The organism is Nocardiopsis synnemataformans (genome assembly GCF_965343085.1).
GTDB classification, from domain to species: domain Bacteria; phylum Actinomycetota; class Actinomycetes; order Streptosporangiales; family Streptosporangiaceae; genus Nocardiopsis; species Nocardiopsis alborubida.
Window position 1 is genome coordinate 19,968 of record NZ_CBDRFA010000046.1, and the last position, 16,587, is coordinate 36,554.

The following is a 16,587-nucleotide window of genomic DNA, read 5'->3' on the forward strand; positions in this document are numbered from 1 at the left end:
GCCGGCACGCGACCACCGCCCGCGGCCAGGTCGGCGCGGGCACGCCCGACCCCGGACCGGCGCGCGCCTGACGCGCGGGTCGCCGGTGGCGCGCTCGGCACACGACGCGAGAGGATGCCCCGTGTGGACCACCAAGACCCTGCCGAACTGCGCAAACCGTACCTGGGCGCACCCCTGAGGCGCTCCGGCCTCGCCGACCATCCCATGACGCAGTTCCACCTGTGGTTCGACGAGGCCTACGACTCCGGGCTGGCCGAGCCCAACGCCATGGTCCTGGCGTCCGTCGAGCCCTCGGGCATGCCCCGCGCCCGCACCGTGCTGATGAAGGGCTACGACAGCACCGGACTGCGCTTCTTCACCAACTACACCTCGCGCAAGGGGCAGGCGCTGGAGGCCGACCCGCGCGTCGGGGTGGTCTTCCCCTGGCACGCCATCCGGCGCCAGGTCCTGCTGGCCGGACGGGTGGAGCGGCTCAGCGACGAGGAGAACGACCGCTACTTCGCCTCGCGCCCGCGCGGCTCCCAACTGGGCGCCTGGGCCAGCGAGCGCCAGTCGCGGCCGGTGGCGGACCGGGCCGAGCTCGACCGGCTCTACCGGGAGTTCGACACGGTCTGGTCCGCGGAGGAGGAGATCCCCCGGCCCGCCTACTGGGGCGGCTTCCGGCTCGTGCCGAGCGAGGTGGAGTTCTGGCAGGGTGGCGCCGACCGCATGCACGACCGGTTCCGCTACCTGTGCGAGCCCGACGGCACCTGGAGCATCGAGCGCCTGGCCCCCTGACCGGGGCCGCCCGGTGACGCGTTCATTTCGCCCCGCTTCCGAGAGTGATCCTGACCGCTTCGTACGGGAGATCGGGGAATCCGTTCCCGCAGGTGGAAACGGTCCCGGGTCCGTCCGGCACACGCCGTGGGCTGGAGGGCCCCTCTCCGATGGGACCAAGTACCCTTGCGGCGCGGGGAGAACGTATCCGCATCGTGAGACCGGGTAGAAATCCGGGTGCCCCGCGCCACGATATGCTTGCGTGTATCGGTGGTCGCTCCCGCGGTCCTGCGGACGCCCCGGTCCCCACCCGGCCCCTGGGAATCACGTCGCCCCGGCCTGTGTTGTGAGAGACCCGCCGTGCCCGTCGTGACCGCGCGCCGGGCACAGAGCCTTGGGAGGGGAGACTTGACCGCACACGGGCTGATCGACACCACGGAGATGTACCTCCGTACGGTCTTCGAGCTCGAAGAGGAGGGCATTGTTCCGCTTCGGGCCCGTATCGCCGAACGCCTGCACCAGAGCGGCCCCACGGTGAGCCAGACCGTGGCCCGCATGGAGCGCGACGGCCTGCTGCGGGTGGAGAACGACAGGCACCTGGTCATGACCGCCGAGGGGCGCCGTCTGGCCACCCACGTCATGCGCAAGCACCGGCTCGCCGAACGCCTGCTCGTCGACGTCATCGGACTCCCCTGGGAGGACGTGCACATCGAGGCCTGCCGCTGGGAGCACGTTATCTCCGAGGCGGTGGAGGAGCGCCTGGTCACGCTGCTCAACGCCCCCTCGGTGTGTCCGCACGGCAACCCGATCCCGGGCTTGGACGAGCTGGGCCTGGAGGACTACTCCCCCGAGCCCTTCACCGACGACTCCATCGTCCCGATGATCGACGTCGCCGGCAACAGCGAGACCACGGTCACCGTGCGGCGTATCAGCGAGCAGATCCAGTCGGACGCCGACATCATGCTCACCTTGCGCCGATCCGGGGTACAACCGGGACAGGAAGTGGTCTTGCGAGCCTCTGACGACGGGGTCCGCGTGATCGACGGTGAGACCGGGGAAACCGAGCTCTCGGCGCTCGTCGCCGGGCACGTCTTCGTCGCCAAGCCGTGAACCGTACGGACGCGTTGATTGGTTGCTCATCAGGATTGTCACATTGCGCTGCGGGAACGTTGACGGTGTTGCTACGCTCGCCCCAAGGTGCGGTCGTTCGGGGTACCCGGAGCGGGCATGTGTGCAGCTCATGACGGCGAGGTGGCGGCTAGATGACACGGTGGGGTGAGCCCCTCCCCAAGGGTGACGCGCTCGCCGCGGCCGCCGTGGCGGATCAGGCGCAGATCGCCATCGTCGTCATCGACCGCGCCAGCCTCCTGCGCTACTGGAACCCCTTCGCGCGCGAGCTGTTCGGGTTCGTGGGCGGTCGCGACTACGTCGGCCTCTCCCTGCTCGACATCGGTATCCACGAGTCCGACCGCGAGCACGCCTCCCAGCTGGCCCGGCGCGTCCTGCGCGGGGAACCGTGGGAGGGCACCTTCGCCGTGCTCCGGGGCGACTCGACCTGGATCCACGTGCGGGCCCAGGCCGTGCCCATGCGCGACGAGTCCGGCGAGGTCGACGGCATCACCCTGATCGCCAGGGAGGCCCTGCGCAGCGGACGGGTGGAGGAGCAGTACGGCCTGCTGGAGCGCATCGGCAGCCGCCTGACCAGCTCGCTGGAGTTCGACTCCACGGTCAGGGGGGTGGCGGGCATCCTCGTCCCGCAGTTCGCCGACCACTGCTTCATCGACCTCTACGACCGCGACCGCCTGGTCAGACAGGTGTCGGTGCACGCCGAGGGGTGGACACCCCCGCCGCACACCTGGTTCGAGGTCGGGGACGAGGTCCGCTACCCCGAACGCCACTTCGTCACCCAGGCCCTGCGCCGCCTGGAGACGGTGGTCAGCAGCGAGTACCTGTTCGAGAACTCGCCCAGCACGCGTTCCGACCAGGTCTCCCGCCAGGTCGGCGTCACCTCCGCCATCGCCGCCCCGCTGCGGGCCCGCGGCGAGGTGCTGGGCGTGCTCACCCTGGCGCTGTCCGGGCTCTCCCCGCGGCAGAAGAGCACCTACGGCGGCTTCGACCGCGACCTCGTCGGCGCCATCGCCTCCCGCGTGGCCCTGGCCATCGACAACGCCCGCCTGTTCGAGCAGGAGCGCAGCACCGCCCTGGCCTTCCAGCGCAGCCTGCTGCCCAGCAGCCTCCCCCGACTGGACGGGCTGACCGCGGCCCACCGCTACCTGCCCGCGGGACCGCTGCGCTCCGACGGGTACGGGGTCCAGACCCAGGTCGGCGGCGACTTCTACGACGCCATCCCGCTCTCCGCCGGACGCGTCGGACTGGTCATCGGCGACGTCGAGGGCCGCGGCCCGCACGCCGCCGCCGTCATGGGCCAGCTGCGCGCCGCGCTGCGCGCCTTCGCCCAGGCCGACCGCGAACCCGCCGACATCCTGCGCGAACTCGACGAGTGGGTCCGCCAGCTGGGCCAGGAGGACGAGGAGGACGGCACCTGGATCCCCAGCGTCAGCTGCCTGTACATGGTCTACGACGCCTGGTCGCGCGAGCTGTCCTACGCCAACGCCGGGCACGCGCCCCCGCTGCTGGTCACCTCCGAGTCGGTGGAGAAGATCGACCTGGAGGTCACCGACCGCATGCTGGGTGTGCGGGCCAAGGGCGGATCGGGCGAGGACGTGGTCTACCACCAGGCCAATCTGCGCCTGCCCATCGGCGCCACCCTGGTCCTGTACACCGACGGGCTCGTGGACCGGCGCCCGGCCGGGGGCAGGGCCGATCCCGAACGCGCCTTCGAGCGGCTGTCCGAGCGGGTGGCCGAGGTCGCCGACAAGGACGTGGAGCAGATCGCCGAGGCTGCCGTGCACAGCGTCCCGGGCGAGCTGGACGACGACACCGCGCTGCTGGTCGTGCGCACCCACTCCGAGGAGCTGGCGCTACGCGAGGGCTGGTTCCCCTCGGAGGCCTCCACCGTGGGCGAGGCCCGCCACATGGCGGCCAACACCTTCGACGAGTGGGGGGTGGACCGCGACCAGGCCGAACTGGCCTGTCTGCTGGTCTCGGAGGTCGTCACCAACGTCGTCATCCACGCCACCCCGCACCCCGTGCACCGCGAGTTCACCGGCGGAGGGGTGCTGGACTCCGAGACCCCGCTCGACGCGGGGGCCGACGAGTTCGACGAGGACTGGACGGACCTGCTGGAGGCGGTGGCCGAGGAGGCCGACGAGCCCGCCGAGGAGGCCGGGGAGAAGGAGTTCCTGCTGCGGCTGCGGCGGGGCGCGAACACGGTGTGGGTGGAGGTCTTCGACAACGACCTGCGCCTGCCCCGCATCCGCAGCGCCGCCGCCGACGACGAGGGCGGCCGTGGCCTGTACCTGGTCGAGCAGCTGGCCAGCCGGTGGGGGGCGCGGCCGACCCCCGACGGCAAGGCGGTCTGGTTCGAGATGCCCATGCGCTCGGAGGAGACCGAGGAGCCGGAGAAGGCCGACGACGGGGAGAAGGCCGGGCAGGACTAGCCTCCCGCTGGGGCCGCCGGGCCAGCTCTGTGCGCCGTCCGGAGTTGAACCACTCCGACCACACCAGAAACGCTTCCGGCCGGTCCACTAACGCCAGGACCAGGCCCACAGCAGCAGGCACAGGAAGACGAAGAAGACCACGATGCCGCCGGTGGTCCACGGGATGTGGACCCGGGGCCGGAGCTTGCGCACTCCGATCACGAGCAGCACGACCAGCAGGCCCATGACGATGAGGCCGTCCCACGCACCGCTCATTCCAGCTCCGACCCTTCTGGGGAGGGGGTTGTGCGGTCACAGTCCCAGGCCGCGTCCCACGATCTCCTTCATGATCTCGGTGGTGCCACCGTAGATCGTCTGGACGCGGGTGTCCTGCCAGGCCCGTGCCACGGGGTATTCCATCATGTATCCGTACCCGCCGTGAAGCTGGAGGCACCGGTCCATGACCTTGTTGCACAGTTCGGTGGTCCACCACTTGGCCATGGCGGCGTCCTCGACGGTGAGCTCACCGCGGTTGAGCAGGCCGATGCCGCGGTCCACGTAGGTACGGGCGATGTCCACCTCGGTGGCCAACTCGGCCAGGACAAAACGGGTGTTCTGGAAGCGCCCAATCGAACGGCCGAAGGCGGTCCGCTCCCGGCAGTAGGCGATGGTGTGCTGGAGCATGGCATCGGCGGAGGCCACCGCGCAGGTGGCGATGGACAGTCGCTCCTGCGGCAGGTTCTCCATCAGGTGGACGAACCCGCCGCCCTCCCGGCCGATGAGGTTGGCCGCGGGGACGCGCACGTCGTCGAAGAACAGCTCGGCGGTGTCCTGCGCCTTCATGCCGATCTTGTCGAGGTTGCGGCCCCGGGCGAACCCGGGGGCGCCGCGCTCCACCGCGATCAGCGAGAAGCCCTGCGCGCCCGCCTCGGGGTCGGTCCGGGCGACCACGATGACCAGGTCGGCGTTGACGCCGTTGGTGATGAAGGTCTTGGAGCCGTTGAGGACGTACTCGTCGCCGTCGCGCACCGCCGAGGTGGTGATGCCCTGGAGGTCGCTGCCCGCCCCGGGTTCGGTCATGGCGATGGCGGTGATCAGCTCGCCGCTGGCGAATCCCGGCAGCCAGCGCCTCTTCTGCTCCTCGTCGGTCAGGTCGACCATGTACGGGGCCATGACGTCGTTCTGGAGCGTGACGCCCAGGCCGCTGGCGTGGGCCCGGCAGATCTCCTCGTTGACGATGGTGTTGTAGCGGAAGTCCCTCAGCCCGGTGCCGCCGTACTCCTCGGGCACGCCGTGGCCGAGCAGGCCGACCTCGCCCGCCCTGGTCCACACCTCGCGGGGCACGATCCCGTCCTTCTCCCACTCTGGATGGTGGGGCGCGACCTCGCGCTTGAGGAACTCGGCCACCGATGCGCGGAAGAGGTCCTGGTCGGCGTCGAAGAGTTCCCGCTTCATGCTCTGCTCCGGGGTGTCGAGGTGCCGGGGTGTCGGGCTTTCCTGCGTGACGCCACAGTAACCGAACAAGATTCTGTTTTGAAGGGGACAGTCCAAGCCCGGGCAAAGTTCCCGTGCCCGTGGTACCCGAGTCGGCGGTTCCCACGGGGCTCGGGTGCGACGGCTTCCTAGGGTGGCGGCAGCGGAGCCGGTAGCCGAGGGGCGGGGCCGCCCGCGGCCCGGCCGGAGGAGGGGATGAGGGCCATGGCCCAGCACGAGGCCGGGCGACGGGAGCGACGGGAGCACCGGGGCGGCAGGATCGCGCTGATCATGAGCGCGCTGATGCTCACCGTGCTGCTGTCGGCCCTGGACCAGACGATCGTGTCCACCGCGCTGCCCACGATCGTGTCCGAACTCGGCGGACTCAACCACCTGTCGTGGGTGATCACCGCCTACCTGCTCGCGGTCACGGCCGTCACCCCGCTGTGGGGCAAACTCGGCGACCAGTTCGGCCGCAAGCAGCTCTTCCTCATCTGCATCACCGTCTTCCTGGTCGGCTCGGCCCTGTGCGGGACCGCCCAGGACATGCTCCAGCTCATCCTCTTCCGCGCGCTCCAGGGCGTCGGCGGCGGAGGGCTCATGGTGCTGGCCTCCGCCATCATCGGTGACGTCGTCTCGCCCCGCGAGCGCGGCAAGTACCAGGGGCTGTTCGGCGCGGTGTTCGGAATCTCCAGCGTGGCGGGTCCGCTGCTCGGCGGACTGTTCGTCGACCACCTGTCCTGGCGGTGGGTGTTCTACGTCAACCTGCCGCTGGGGGTCCTGGCCTTCGCCACGGTGCTCGCGGTGCTGCCTCGCCGCCAGCCGACCGGCCGCCAGAGCATCGACTACTTCGGGATCGTGCTGCTGGCCGCCACCGCGATCTGCCTGACGCTGGTCGCCTCCTGGGGCGGCAGCCTCTACTCGTGGACGTCGCCGCAGGTCCTCGGGCTCGGCTTCGCGGCCGTGGTGCTCGGTGTGGGCTGGTGGCTGTCCGCGCGGCGGGCGCCGGACCCGGTCATGCCGCTCAGCCTGTTCCGCGACCCGACCATCGTGGTGGCCATGGCGATCGGCTTCTGCGTGGGCTTCGCGATGATGGGGTCGATGGCCTTCCTGCCGCTGTTCCTACAGATCGTGCACGGCCTGTCGCCCACGGCCTCGGGGCTGCACCTGCTGCCGATGGTGCTGGGCCTGTTCCTGACCTCGATCACCAGCGGGCGCCTGGTCACCCGCACCGGTCACTACAAGATCTACCCGGTGCTGGGGATGGCGGTGACCTCCCTCGGCCTGCTCCTGCTCTCGCGGCTGGGTCCGGAGAGCTCGATGCCGCAGATGGGGCTCTACTTCTTCGTCCTCGGCGTGGGCCTGGGCCTGGTGATGCAGGTGGTGGTCGTGGTGGTGCAGAACGCCGCCAGCTACGCGAACCTGGGGGTGGCCACCTCGGCGGCGACGTTCTTCCGGTCCATCGGGGGGTCGTTCGGCACGGCGGTGTTCGGCGCCGTCTTCTCCGGGCAGCTGGCGGCCAACCTGGCCGAGCGGGCCGCGCAGATCCAGCTGCCGCCCGGGGTGGACCCCGCGGCGCTGGAGAGCGACCCGCGCAGCCTGGACCAGCTGACCCCGCAGGCGCAGGCGTCCTTCCTCCAGGCCTACGCGGACGCCGTGGACACCGTCTTCCTGTGCGCGGTCCCGGTCGCCCTGGCCGGGTTCGTGCTGGCGCTGTTCCTGCGGCAGGTCCCGCTGCGCACCACCATCGACTCCCCGGACCTGGACGAGTCCATCCCACCCGTGGCCGCCGCGAGCCGCAGCGCCATCGCGCACGTGGAGAAGGAGGTGTTCCGGGCCTGCGGCCGGGAGGGCGCCGACGAGATGTACGGGCGCCTGCGCGAGGCGGCGGGCCTGGAGGTCTCGCCGCGCGCGTGCTGGGTGCTCAGCCACCTGGGCGTGACCGGGCCGCTGTCGCCCGGGGAACTGGTGGAGATGTCGGGGCTACCCGCCGAGTACTGGGCGCCGGTCCACCAGGAACTGGTCGAGGCGGGCTACCTGGCCGGTGGGGGCGAACCCTGGGAGCTCAGCCGGCGCGGAGCGTCCGCCGCCCGCAGGATGTTCGAGGCCCAGCGCACCGCGCTGCGCTCGCTGCTGGCCGACTACGGGCCCGAGGAACACCCGGAGGTGGTGGCCGCCCTGGAGCGGATCACCACCGACACCCTGGGAGACGAGGGGGACGCCGCGCACCTGGACAGCGGGGCCCACCGGGCCTGAGGGCACTGGGCCTGAGGGCACCGCATCCTGCGCGAGCACGGACTCGTGCGTGCGCCCGGTGACGGAGACCACTTCCGATTCCGTCAGGGCAGGGGAGGGGCGCGCGGTGTTCGTGGGGGCGGGGGCTTGCCGGATCCGAGAAACCGAATACAGTTCGGTTCGTAACCGTCATCCAGGCCCTTGGAGGACCCCGTGGCCGAGGCATACATCGTCGACGCAGTACGTACCCCCGTCGGCACCAGGAAGGGCGCCCTGGCCGCCGTGCACCCGGCGGACCTGGGAGCGCACGTGCTCAGGGAACTCGTCTCCCGGACCGGGGTGGACCCGGCGGCGGTCGAGGACGTCATCATGGGCTGTGTCAGCCAGGTCGGACCGCAGGCGCTCGACCTCGCCCGCACCGCCTGGCTCTCCGCGGGCCTCCCGGAGTCCGTCCCCGGCGTCACCATCGACCGCCAGTGCGGCTCCTCCCAGCAGGCCGTCCACTTCGCCGCCCAGGGCGTCATGTCCGGCACCCAGGACCTCGTCGTGGCCTCGGGCGTGGAGAACATGGGCATGGTCCCCATGGGAGCCAACGTCCAGTACGCCCTCGACAACGGGCTCGGCCTGTACGGCGACGGCTGGGTCGAGCGCTACGGCCTCCAGGAGATCTCCCAGTTCCGCGGCGCCCAGCTCATGTGTGAGAAGTGGGGCTTCAAGCGCGGGCAACTGGAGGAGTTCGCCCTGGAGAGCCACCGGCGCGCGGCCCTGGCGTTGGAGGCGGGCCACTTCGACGAGCAGATCGCCCCCCTGGCCGGGGTGGAGCGCGACGAGGGCGTGCGCCCCGACACCACCCTGGAGAAGATGGCGGGCCTGAAGCCGCTGCGCGAGGGCTGGGAGCTCACCGCCGCCGTGGCCAGCCAGATCTCCGTCGGCGCGGGCGCGGTCCTGATCGCCTCCGGGCGCGCGGTCGAGCAGCACGGCCTGACCCCGCTGGCCCGGATCGTGCAGCTCTCGCTCGTGGGCGACGACCCCGTGTACATGCTCACCGCGCCCATCCCGGCGACCCGGATCGCCCTGGAGAAGGCGGGCCTGGGCATCGACGACATCGACGTCACCGAGATCAACGAGGCCTTCGCCCCGGTGCCGATGTCCTGGATCCAGGAGCTGGGCGCCGACCCGGCCAAGGTCAACCCCAACGGCGGCGCCATCGCCCTCGGCCACCCGCTGGGCGCCACCGGCACCGTGCTCATGGCCAAGCTGGTCGGCGAGCTGCACCGCACCGGCGGCCGCTACGGCCTCCAGACCATGTGCGAGGGCGGCGGCCAGGCCAACGTCACCATCATCGAGCGGGTCTAGCTCCACCGGACCGCGCCGCCTGTGTGCTCGCGGGTGCGCGAGCACACAGGTCTCTGATGGCGACGTCTAGCGTCCGGCGGAGGCGAGGGCCGGGCCGCCGACGCCGTTGGACAGGTCCAGCCAGGCGGCCATCTCGGTCAGCTGCTCGACCAGTTCGGGCACCGTCTCGGCGGGGGCGCCGTCCTCCAGGGTGATCCGCTGCGCCAGCAGGGTCCCCGAGGCGCGGTCCGCCTTGAGGTCCACCCGCGCCACCAGGTCCTCGCCCAGCAGGAACGGCAGCACGTAGTAGCCGTGCACCCGCTTGGCGGCGGGCACGTAGATCTCCAACCGGTACCGGAACCCGAACAGCTCCTCCGCCCGGTCGCGCGTCCACACCAGCGAGTCGAACGGGCTCAGCAGAGCCCGCGCCCGCACGCTCCGCGGCACCCGGGCGTCCCGGTGCAGGTAGGCCGTGCGGTCCCAGCCCCGCACCCGCACCGGCACCAGCTCACCCGCCTCCACCAGGTCGGAGACGGCCGCCCGTGATTCGGTGTGCTTCAGGCGGAAGTAGTCGCGCAGGCACGCCTCGGTGGCCACCCCGTGGGTGCGGGCGGCGATCGACACCAGTTCCCGGTGCGCCTCCTCCGGAGTGGTCTCCGGCGCCGCGTACACCTCCGGCGGCAGCACCCGCTCGGGCAGGTCGTAGAGCCGCTCGAACTGCGCGTTGCGCCCGTTGGAGGACAGGTCGCCGATCCAGAACAGGTACTCCAGGCACCTCTTGACCTCGGACCAGTTCCAGCCCCAGTGGTCCTTGGCGCGCGGCACGTCGTGCGCCAGCGCCGCCTCCACCCGCCGGGCGCTGGCCGGGCCTAGCCGCACCACCTCCTCCAGCACCGCCTTGACCAGTTCGGGCTTCTCCTCCCGGATACGGTCCATCCACCCCACCCGCTTCTGGGCGCGGTTGCGCTCCATCCGGTAACGCATGAGCTGGCGGGTGGAGGGCGGCACCAGACTGGCCTCGTGCGCCCAGCACTCCACCAGCCGGGCGGGCCCCGACCCGGCCGCGGAGGTGGTCGCCCGGTCCAGCAGGGCGGTGTCGTAGGCGCCCATGCGCGCGAAGACCGGCAGGTACTGGCTGCGGGCCAGCACGTTCACGCTGTCGATCTGGAGGATGCCCACCCTGCGCACCACCCGCGCCAGGTGGGCGAGGGTCGGCTTCCCGGCGGGCCTGGGGTCGCTGAACCCCTGGGCGGCGAGCGCGATCCTGCGCGCCTGGGAGAGGGAGAGTTCCGCGTCGCGGCGGGGGTGCGGTTCTGCCATTGCGCCACCGTAACCCCGACCGCCGACAGTCCGCTCTCCCGGGGCACGAGGCCCGTGCGCCCGCTTCCCGTAGTCCCGGGGTTCAGCCCATGCGCCGGTGCTGGTTGTCCTCCTTCGACGGTCCCGGGACGGTCGGCGCGATCAGCGGCCCGGGCAGGGAGGGGTCGACCACGCCCTCCTCCAACCAGGTGTACGCGTCGTCCATCAGGCGCCGGGACAGCTTGCCGTCCACGGTGTCGGTGTTGGACCACAGGCCCGTGAAGAGGGTGTCGATCCGCAGCCGTGACTGGCGGCAGAACACGTCGGCCAGTTCGTGGGGGCCGCTGCCGCGCTCGGGATGGGTCTCGGCGTCGTCGCGGGCGCGCACGATCACCGCGCTCATCGCGAACAGCTCCGCGCCGATGTCCACGATCCGCGCGAGGAAGCCCTGTTTGACCTCCAGCCCTCCCTGCCAGCGCGACATCCCGTAGAACGTGGACCGGGCGAGCCTGCGACAGGTGCGCTCCACGTACCGCAGGTGCGGGGCGAGCGGCCCGAAGTCGGCGAACGCCGAGGGCACCTGCCCCTGGCCGACCGCCAGCGTGGGCAGCCACCTCGCGTAGAACCCGCCCGCCCGGGCCAGCGCTTTGGCCCTGTCGGCTCGTGCGGCCTCGGGGTCGATGAGGTCCCCGGCCACCGACAGGTGCGCGTCCACCGCCTCGCGGGCGATGAGCAGGTGCATGATCTCGGTCGAACCCTCGAAGATCCGGTTGATGCGCAGGTCGCGCAGCAGCTGCTCGGCGGGAACGCCGCGCTCGCCGCGCGCCGCCAGGGAGTCAGCGGTCTCGAAGCCGCGCCCGCCGCGGATCTGCACCAGCTCGTCGGCGATGGTGTAGGCGTGCTCGGACGCCCACAGCTTGGCGATGGCCGCCTCGATGCGGATGTCGTTGCGTTCGTCGTCGGCCATCTGGCCCGCCAGGTCGAGCATGGCCTCCATGGCGTAGGTGGTGGCGGCGATGTAGGAGATCTTCTTGGCCACCTCCTCGTGCCTGCCGACGGGGCGGCCCCACTGGACGCGCTCGCGCGACCACTCGCGGGAGATCCGGGTGGCCCACTTGCCCGCCCCCACGCACATGGCGGGCAGGGAGAGCCGCCCGGTGTTGAGGGTGGACAGCGCGATGCGCAGCCCCTGCCCCTCCTCGCCGATCCGGTCGGCCGCGGGGACCCGCACCCGGTGCAGCCGGGTGACGCCGTTCTCCAGGCCCCGCAGCCCCATGAACCGGTTGCGCCGCTCCACGGTGACGCCGGGGGAGTCGCCCTCCACGACGAAGGCGGTGATGCCGCCCCGGCGCCCGGGGCCCCCGGGCACCCTGGCCATGACCACGAGCAGGTCGGCGACCACGCCGTTGGTGGTCCACAGCTTCACCCCGTCCAGCAGGTACCCGTCCCCGTCCGGCGTGGCGGTGGTGTGCAGCCGCGCCGGGTCGCTGCCCACGTCGGGCTCGGTGAGCAGGAACGCGCTGATGTCCTCGCGCGCGCAGCGGGGCAGGAACCGCCGCTTCTGCTCCTCGGTGCCGAACATGGAGACGGGCTGGGGGACGCCGATGGACTGGTGGGCCGAGAGCAGGGCGCCGATCGCGGGGGAGGCCGAACCGACCAGTGCCAGGGCGCGGTTGTAGTGGACCTGGCCCAGCCCCAGGCCGCCGTACTCGACGGGGATCTTCATGCCGAGCGCGCCCAGCTCGCGCAGGCCCGCGACCACCTCGTCGGGGATGCGCTCCTCGCGCTCGACGCGCTGGGAGTCGATGCCCTCGCAGAAACCGCGCAGGTCCGCCAGGAAGGCCTCGCCCCGGAGCCGCGCCTGCTCGTCCGGTCTGGTCAGGGGGTGGATCAGGTCCAGGCGCAGCCGTCCCAGGTACAGCTCCTTGGCGAAGCTGGGCCGCTGCCAGCCGCTCTCGCGGGCCTGCTCCGCCACGGCTCGGGCCCGGCGCTCGTCGACCTCGGGGGGCGGGGTGGTGCTGGATCCGGATCCGTCCGCTGGCATGCGCGCTCCTCACCGAGGGACAGTGGTGTGTGGTCTGCATCACAGGACTACCCGCCGGTGTCGCTCCCACGCGCGGGCACCGCGCGCCGGACCGGTGGGGAGCGTCCAAAAACCTTTGACCCAATGCGAACCTCCGGCGGTGGAAAGCCGTCCAACAGAACGCGACAACAACGACCGGGCATGTGCCGGGAGTCGCGCACGCCCCGGTGCGGAGGACGGCCGCACCGGGGCCACGACCGCCTCCGTGCCCCGCGCCCCCGAGGAGCGGGGCACGGACGGCCCCTTCCTCGCATTCTCCCCGGCGGGGGCCCCGCGTTCCCGTTGTCCACAGGCTCGTTTTCCCGTTCCCCCCTCGCGTGCCCACCCGCGCGGCGGGATGTCCCCCGGTGCGCCAGAATGTCCGTCATGGACAGTTTCGAGGAGTACCGCGACTCGGCCCGCCGGAGCGGCGTGCCGGACCACGCCATCGACACGGCCCTGCGCCTGGCCCGCCCCCAGATCGGGCTGGGCCCCACGGACGAGGGCGGCGGGATCCTCGCCGGGCGGTACGGCGGCCGTCCCGTCCTCCCCCCGGACGTCGACTGGAACGGCTTCCCGGACCTCATCGCCTCCGTGGACTGCGCGGCCCTGCCGCGGGAGGCGCTCGACCTCCCGCTACCCGAGGACGGTCAACTGCTGTTCTTCGCCAACCGGCGCGACCCCGACGGGTCCGCGGGCGACGGCGCCGTGGTCCACGTCCCCGCGGGGGCGGCCGCGGCCGAACGCACCCCCGACGAGGGCACACCCCACACGGATCCGTACCCCCTCTACGCCCGGTCGGCCTGGAGCATGCCAACGAGTGCCGACGGCGCCGTCGTCGCGGATGGAGAGACGAAGCGGGTCTACCGGGAGCACCGGTTGGAGCAGCACGACCGTGCGGACCACGTGCGCCGGGCCGACCTGCTCCTGGGCGGGTACGCCTACCCGCCGCAGGATCCGCCCTTCGTCCAGACCCCGGCGGACCACGAGCGCGACGGAGGGGAGTACGTGCTGCTGGCCCAGGCGAACTACGAGCTGTGCGGCGCCCCCGGCTGGACCGGGTACGCGGTGTGGGTCATGTACCGCCACGACCTGGAGGCCATGGACTTCGCGAAGGCGATGGGCGGGGTGCTGACCTCCCACCCCTGACGGACACGCCGGACCGGCCTCCCGGCGGGGCCGGTCCCGTCACCGCCATGGCCTAGCCTTCTGCTGTGCGTATCGCGACATGGAATGTGAACAGTGCCCGGGCCAGGGCCGAGCGGATCGGCGCCTGGCTGGACCGGAGCGACGTCGACGTCCTCGCCATCCAGGAGACCAAGGCCCGGGACGACCAGTTCCCCGCCTCGGTCCTCACCGACCGCGGCTACGAGGTGGCCCACCACGGCCTGTCCCAGTGGAACGGGGTCGCGATCGCCTCCCGCGTCGGCCTGGAGGACGTGCGGATCGGCTTCCCCGGCCAGCCCGGCTACGGCGACCCCGAGGAGGCCGAGGCCCGCGCCGTCGGCGCCACCTGCGCGGGCGTGCAGGTGTGGAGCCTGTACGTGCCCAACGGGCGCGAGGTCGACCACCCCCACTACGCCTACAAGCTCCGCTGGCTGGAGGCGCTGCGCGAGGCGGGCGCCGCCAGCCTGGCCGCCGACCCCGACGCCCAGATCGCCTACGTCGGCGACTTCAACATCGCCCCCCGCGACGAGGACGTGTGGGACATGGCCGCCTTCGAAGGCAGCACCCACGTCACCGAGCCCGAGCGCATGGCCTTCGACAAGCTGGTCGGCACCGGGTTCGACGAGGTCGTGCGCGCCCACACCCCCGGCCCCGGCGTGTACACCTACTGGGACTACAAGGGCCTGGCCTTCCCCAAGCGCAGGGGCATGCGCATCGACTTCGTGCTCGCCTCCCCGGCGCTGCGCGACCGCGTCAGCGGCGCGAGCATCGACCGCGAGGAGCGCAAGGGCAAGGGCGCCTCCGACCACGCCCCGGTCATCGTGGGCCTGGACGGCGACAGCGGTGAGGCCGTGGCCAGGGAGGCGGCCAAGTGAGCGCCGCGGCGCCGCGTGTGGCGGTCTTCGGCAGCGTCAACATGGACCTGGTCGCCTACGTCGAGCAGGTACCCGCCAGCGGTGAGACGGTCACCGGCACGGCCTTTCGCCAGGTGCCCGGCGGCAAGGGCGCCAACCAGGCCGTCGCCGCGGCCAGGGCCGGGGCCGACGTGGCCTTCCTCGGCGCGGTGGGCGAGGACTCCTTCGGGGAGGGCCTGCGCGCCAACCTCGTCGACAGCGGCGTCGACGTGTCCGGGCTGCGCGCGGTGCCCGGGGCTTCGGGGGTGGCGCACATCGTCGTGGACGGCGGGGGCGGCAACTCGATCATCGTCGTGCCCGGGGCCAACGGCGAGGTCACCGGTGTGGCCTCGGGCGACCCCGGGATCATCGGGGGCAGCGCCGCCCTGCTGCTCCAGCTCGAACTGCCCATGGAGGCGGTGGTCTCGGCCGCGCGCACCGGCCGCGAGCTGGGCGTCCCGGTCTACCTGACCCCGGCTCCCGCGCGCGAGCTGCCCGCCGAACTCCTGGAGTCGGTGGACGTCCTGGTTCCCAACCAGCACGAGGCGGCCGCGATCACCGGCCGCGCCGAGCCGCGTGAGGCGCTGGCGGCGCTGCTGGAACTGGTTCCGGAGGTGCTGCTGACCCTGGGCGAGGACGGCTCGCTCCACGGTCGCAGGGGGACCGAGCCGGTGCACGTTCCCGCGCTCCGGGTGGAGGCGGTGGACACCACGGCGGCCGGGGACGTCTTCTGCGGGTCGTTCGCGGTCGCCCGCGCGGAGGGCCGCACGCCCGAGGAGGCCATGCGCTTCGCCGCCGCGGCGGCCGCGCTCTCGGTCCAGCGGCACGGCGCCAGTTCGTCGATGGCCTCCCGGGACGAGGTCGAGGCGCTGCTCGGAGGCTGAGGCCGCCGCGCCCCCTCCCTGGTTTCCGCGGGACCCCGCGCGTTCGGGCAGGCGCTCCTCAGGGCGTGTGCCCGATCTGCCTGAGGAAGGGGGCGGGGTCCTGGTTCTGGAGGCGCACCTCCAGCACGATGTCGACCGTGTCGCCCACCATGCGGCCTCCCCAGGGCAACGGCCCGCCGTCGCCCACGCCGAAGTCCGAGAGGCGGATCCGGGTGGTGGCGGAGAAGAAGTGGCCGTGGGTGTCCTCGGGGGACGCGTAGTCCGGGGCCTCGCCCACCCACTGGGCGTCCAGCACGGTGGGCACGGTCGTGCCGTGGATGGTCAGGTCGCCGTGCAGGCGGAAGGCGTTGCGGTTGCGTCCGCTCGGCTCCAGCCCGGTGGAGACGAAGCGCAGCTCGGGGTGGTGGTCCACGTCCAGGAAGTCGGGGGAGCGCAGGTGGGCGTCGCGCGCGCCCACGCCGGTGTTGACGCTGGCGGCGTCGAGGACGACCTCCACCGCGGACCGTTCGGGCTCCTCCGCGACGGCGACGCGGCCCCAGGCCTGGCCGAACGTGCCCTGGACCCGGCCGAAGCGCAGGTAGTGGGCGACGAAGATCAGGCTGGAGTGCAGGGGGTCGAGGTACCAGGTGCCGGGTCTGGGGCCGATCTCCGCGGGGGCGGTTGTCATAACCGATTTCTCCCTTTTGTCTTATCTATGGCTTTTGTCCACATACCTTAGGTCTGACGCCCCGCCGGAGAACGAGGTTCCGGCCCGGCCGGAGGCGAGATCTTCGACTCGGTGGCCGCGCACGCGCGGAAACCGCCCCTGGCGAGGCGGTTCGCCCGTGTGAGATCTCCCGGGCGGCTTTCGGCGGCCGGAACCGGTCAGCCGCGCGGCGCCGGGTGGACACGGTGCGTGAAGACCCGCACGCGCACGGGTACCGGCACGCACGCGAAGGAGGCCG

At 72.1% G+C, this 16,587-nt stretch carries 13 protein-coding genes; 8 read left to right on the top strand and 5 right to left on the bottom strand.

Annotated elements, in window-relative coordinates; genetic code table 11:
- The first annotated feature begins 123 nt into the window (after positions 1-123).
- The 3 genes from pdxH to ACSIH6_RS24340 all read left to right on the top strand — a co-directional run bounded on the left by pdxH (position 124) and on the right by ACSIH6_RS24340 (position 4,316).
- On the top strand, positions 124-777 hold the full coding sequence (gene pdxH / locus ACSIH6_RS24330; RefSeq protein ID WP_435110625.1) for a pyridoxamine 5'-phosphate oxidase: 654 nt from the start codon (positions 124-126) through the stop codon (positions 775-777).
- A 387-nt stretch (positions 778-1,164) separates the two neighbouring features.
- A complete protein-coding gene (locus ACSIH6_RS24335; RefSeq protein WP_435110626.1) occupies positions 1,165-1,866 on the top strand; it encodes an iron-dependent transcriptional repressor DtxR in 702 nt (233 codons plus the stop codon).
- A 152-nt stretch (positions 1,867-2,018) separates the two neighbouring features.
- The gene (locus tag ACSIH6_RS24340; protein WP_435110627.1) at positions 2,019-4,316 is read left to right on the top strand and encodes a SpoIIE family protein phosphatase; all 2,298 of its coding nucleotides are present in this window, start codon (positions 2,019-2,021) and stop codon (positions 4,314-4,316) included.
- Between the two features lie 87 nt (positions 4,317-4,403).
- Here the strand turns inward: ACSIH6_RS24340 and ACSIH6_RS24345 are convergent, their stop codons facing one another.
- Entirely contained in the window at positions 4,404-4,571 is a 168-nt protein-coding gene (locus ACSIH6_RS24345) for a hypothetical protein (protein ID WP_017563552.1), read from the bottom strand.
- A 36-nt stretch (positions 4,572-4,607) separates the two neighbouring features.
- Positions 4,608-5,750: an acyl-CoA dehydrogenase family protein gene (locus ACSIH6_RS24350; protein ID WP_435110629.1), complete on the bottom strand. Its 1,143-nt coding sequence runs from the start codon at positions 5,748-5,750 to the stop codon at positions 4,608-4,610.
- 243 nt (positions 5,751-5,993) lie between these two features.
- On the opposite strand from ACSIH6_RS24350, the gene ACSIH6_RS24355 reads away from it, so the two are divergent.
- Both ACSIH6_RS24355 and ACSIH6_RS24360 read left to right on the top strand, forming a co-directional pair.
- Positions 5,994-8,024: an MDR family MFS transporter gene (locus tag ACSIH6_RS24355; protein WP_435110630.1), complete on the top strand. Its 2,031-nt coding sequence runs from the start codon at positions 5,994-5,996 to the stop codon at positions 8,022-8,024.
- A 192-nt stretch (positions 8,025-8,216) separates the two neighbouring features.
- Positions 8,217-9,359: an acetyl-CoA C-acetyltransferase gene (locus tag ACSIH6_RS24360; RefSeq protein ID WP_435110631.1), complete on the top strand. Its 1,143-nt coding sequence runs from the start codon at positions 8,217-8,219 to the stop codon at positions 9,357-9,359.
- A gap of 66 nt (positions 9,360-9,425) precedes the next feature.
- Here the strand turns inward: ACSIH6_RS24360 and ACSIH6_RS24365 are convergent, their stop codons facing one another.
- Entirely contained in the window at positions 9,426-10,658 is a 1,233-nt protein-coding gene (locus ACSIH6_RS24365) for a winged helix-turn-helix domain-containing protein (protein WP_435110632.1), read from the bottom strand.
- Between the two features lie 82 nt (positions 10,659-10,740).
- The gene (locus tag ACSIH6_RS24370) at positions 10,741-12,681 is read right to left on the bottom strand and encodes an acyl-CoA dehydrogenase family protein (protein ID WP_435110633.1); all 1,941 of its coding nucleotides are present in this window, start codon (positions 12,679-12,681) and stop codon (positions 10,741-10,743) included.
- A 396-nt stretch (positions 12,682-13,077) separates the two neighbouring features.
- On the opposite strand from ACSIH6_RS24370, the gene ACSIH6_RS24375 reads away from it, so the two are divergent.
- From ACSIH6_RS24375 to ACSIH6_RS24385, 3 genes are all read left to right on the top strand, one after another.
- Positions 13,078-13,848, top strand: a complete 771-nt coding sequence (locus tag ACSIH6_RS24375; RefSeq protein WP_435110634.1) for a DUF1963 domain-containing protein — start codon at positions 13,078-13,080, stop codon at positions 13,846-13,848.
- 65 nt (positions 13,849-13,913) lie between these two features.
- Complete coding sequence (locus tag ACSIH6_RS24380) at positions 13,914-14,741, top strand: exodeoxyribonuclease III (RefSeq protein ID WP_435110635.1); 828 nt, start codon at positions 13,914-13,916, stop codon at positions 14,739-14,741.
- On the top strand, positions 14,738-15,643 hold the full coding sequence (locus ACSIH6_RS24385) for a ribokinase (protein ID WP_435110636.1): 906 nt from the start codon (positions 14,738-14,740) through the stop codon (positions 15,641-15,643). The genes ACSIH6_RS24380 and ACSIH6_RS24385 overlap by 4 nt, the downstream gene beginning before the upstream one ends.
- A 58-nt stretch (positions 15,644-15,701) precedes the next feature.
- On the opposite strand, the gene ACSIH6_RS24390 is transcribed toward ACSIH6_RS24385, so the two are convergent.
- Entirely contained in the window at positions 15,702-16,310 is a 609-nt protein-coding gene (locus tag ACSIH6_RS24390; RefSeq protein ID WP_435110637.1) for a YceI family protein, read from the bottom strand.
- Positions 16,311-16,587 lie beyond the last annotated feature (277 nt).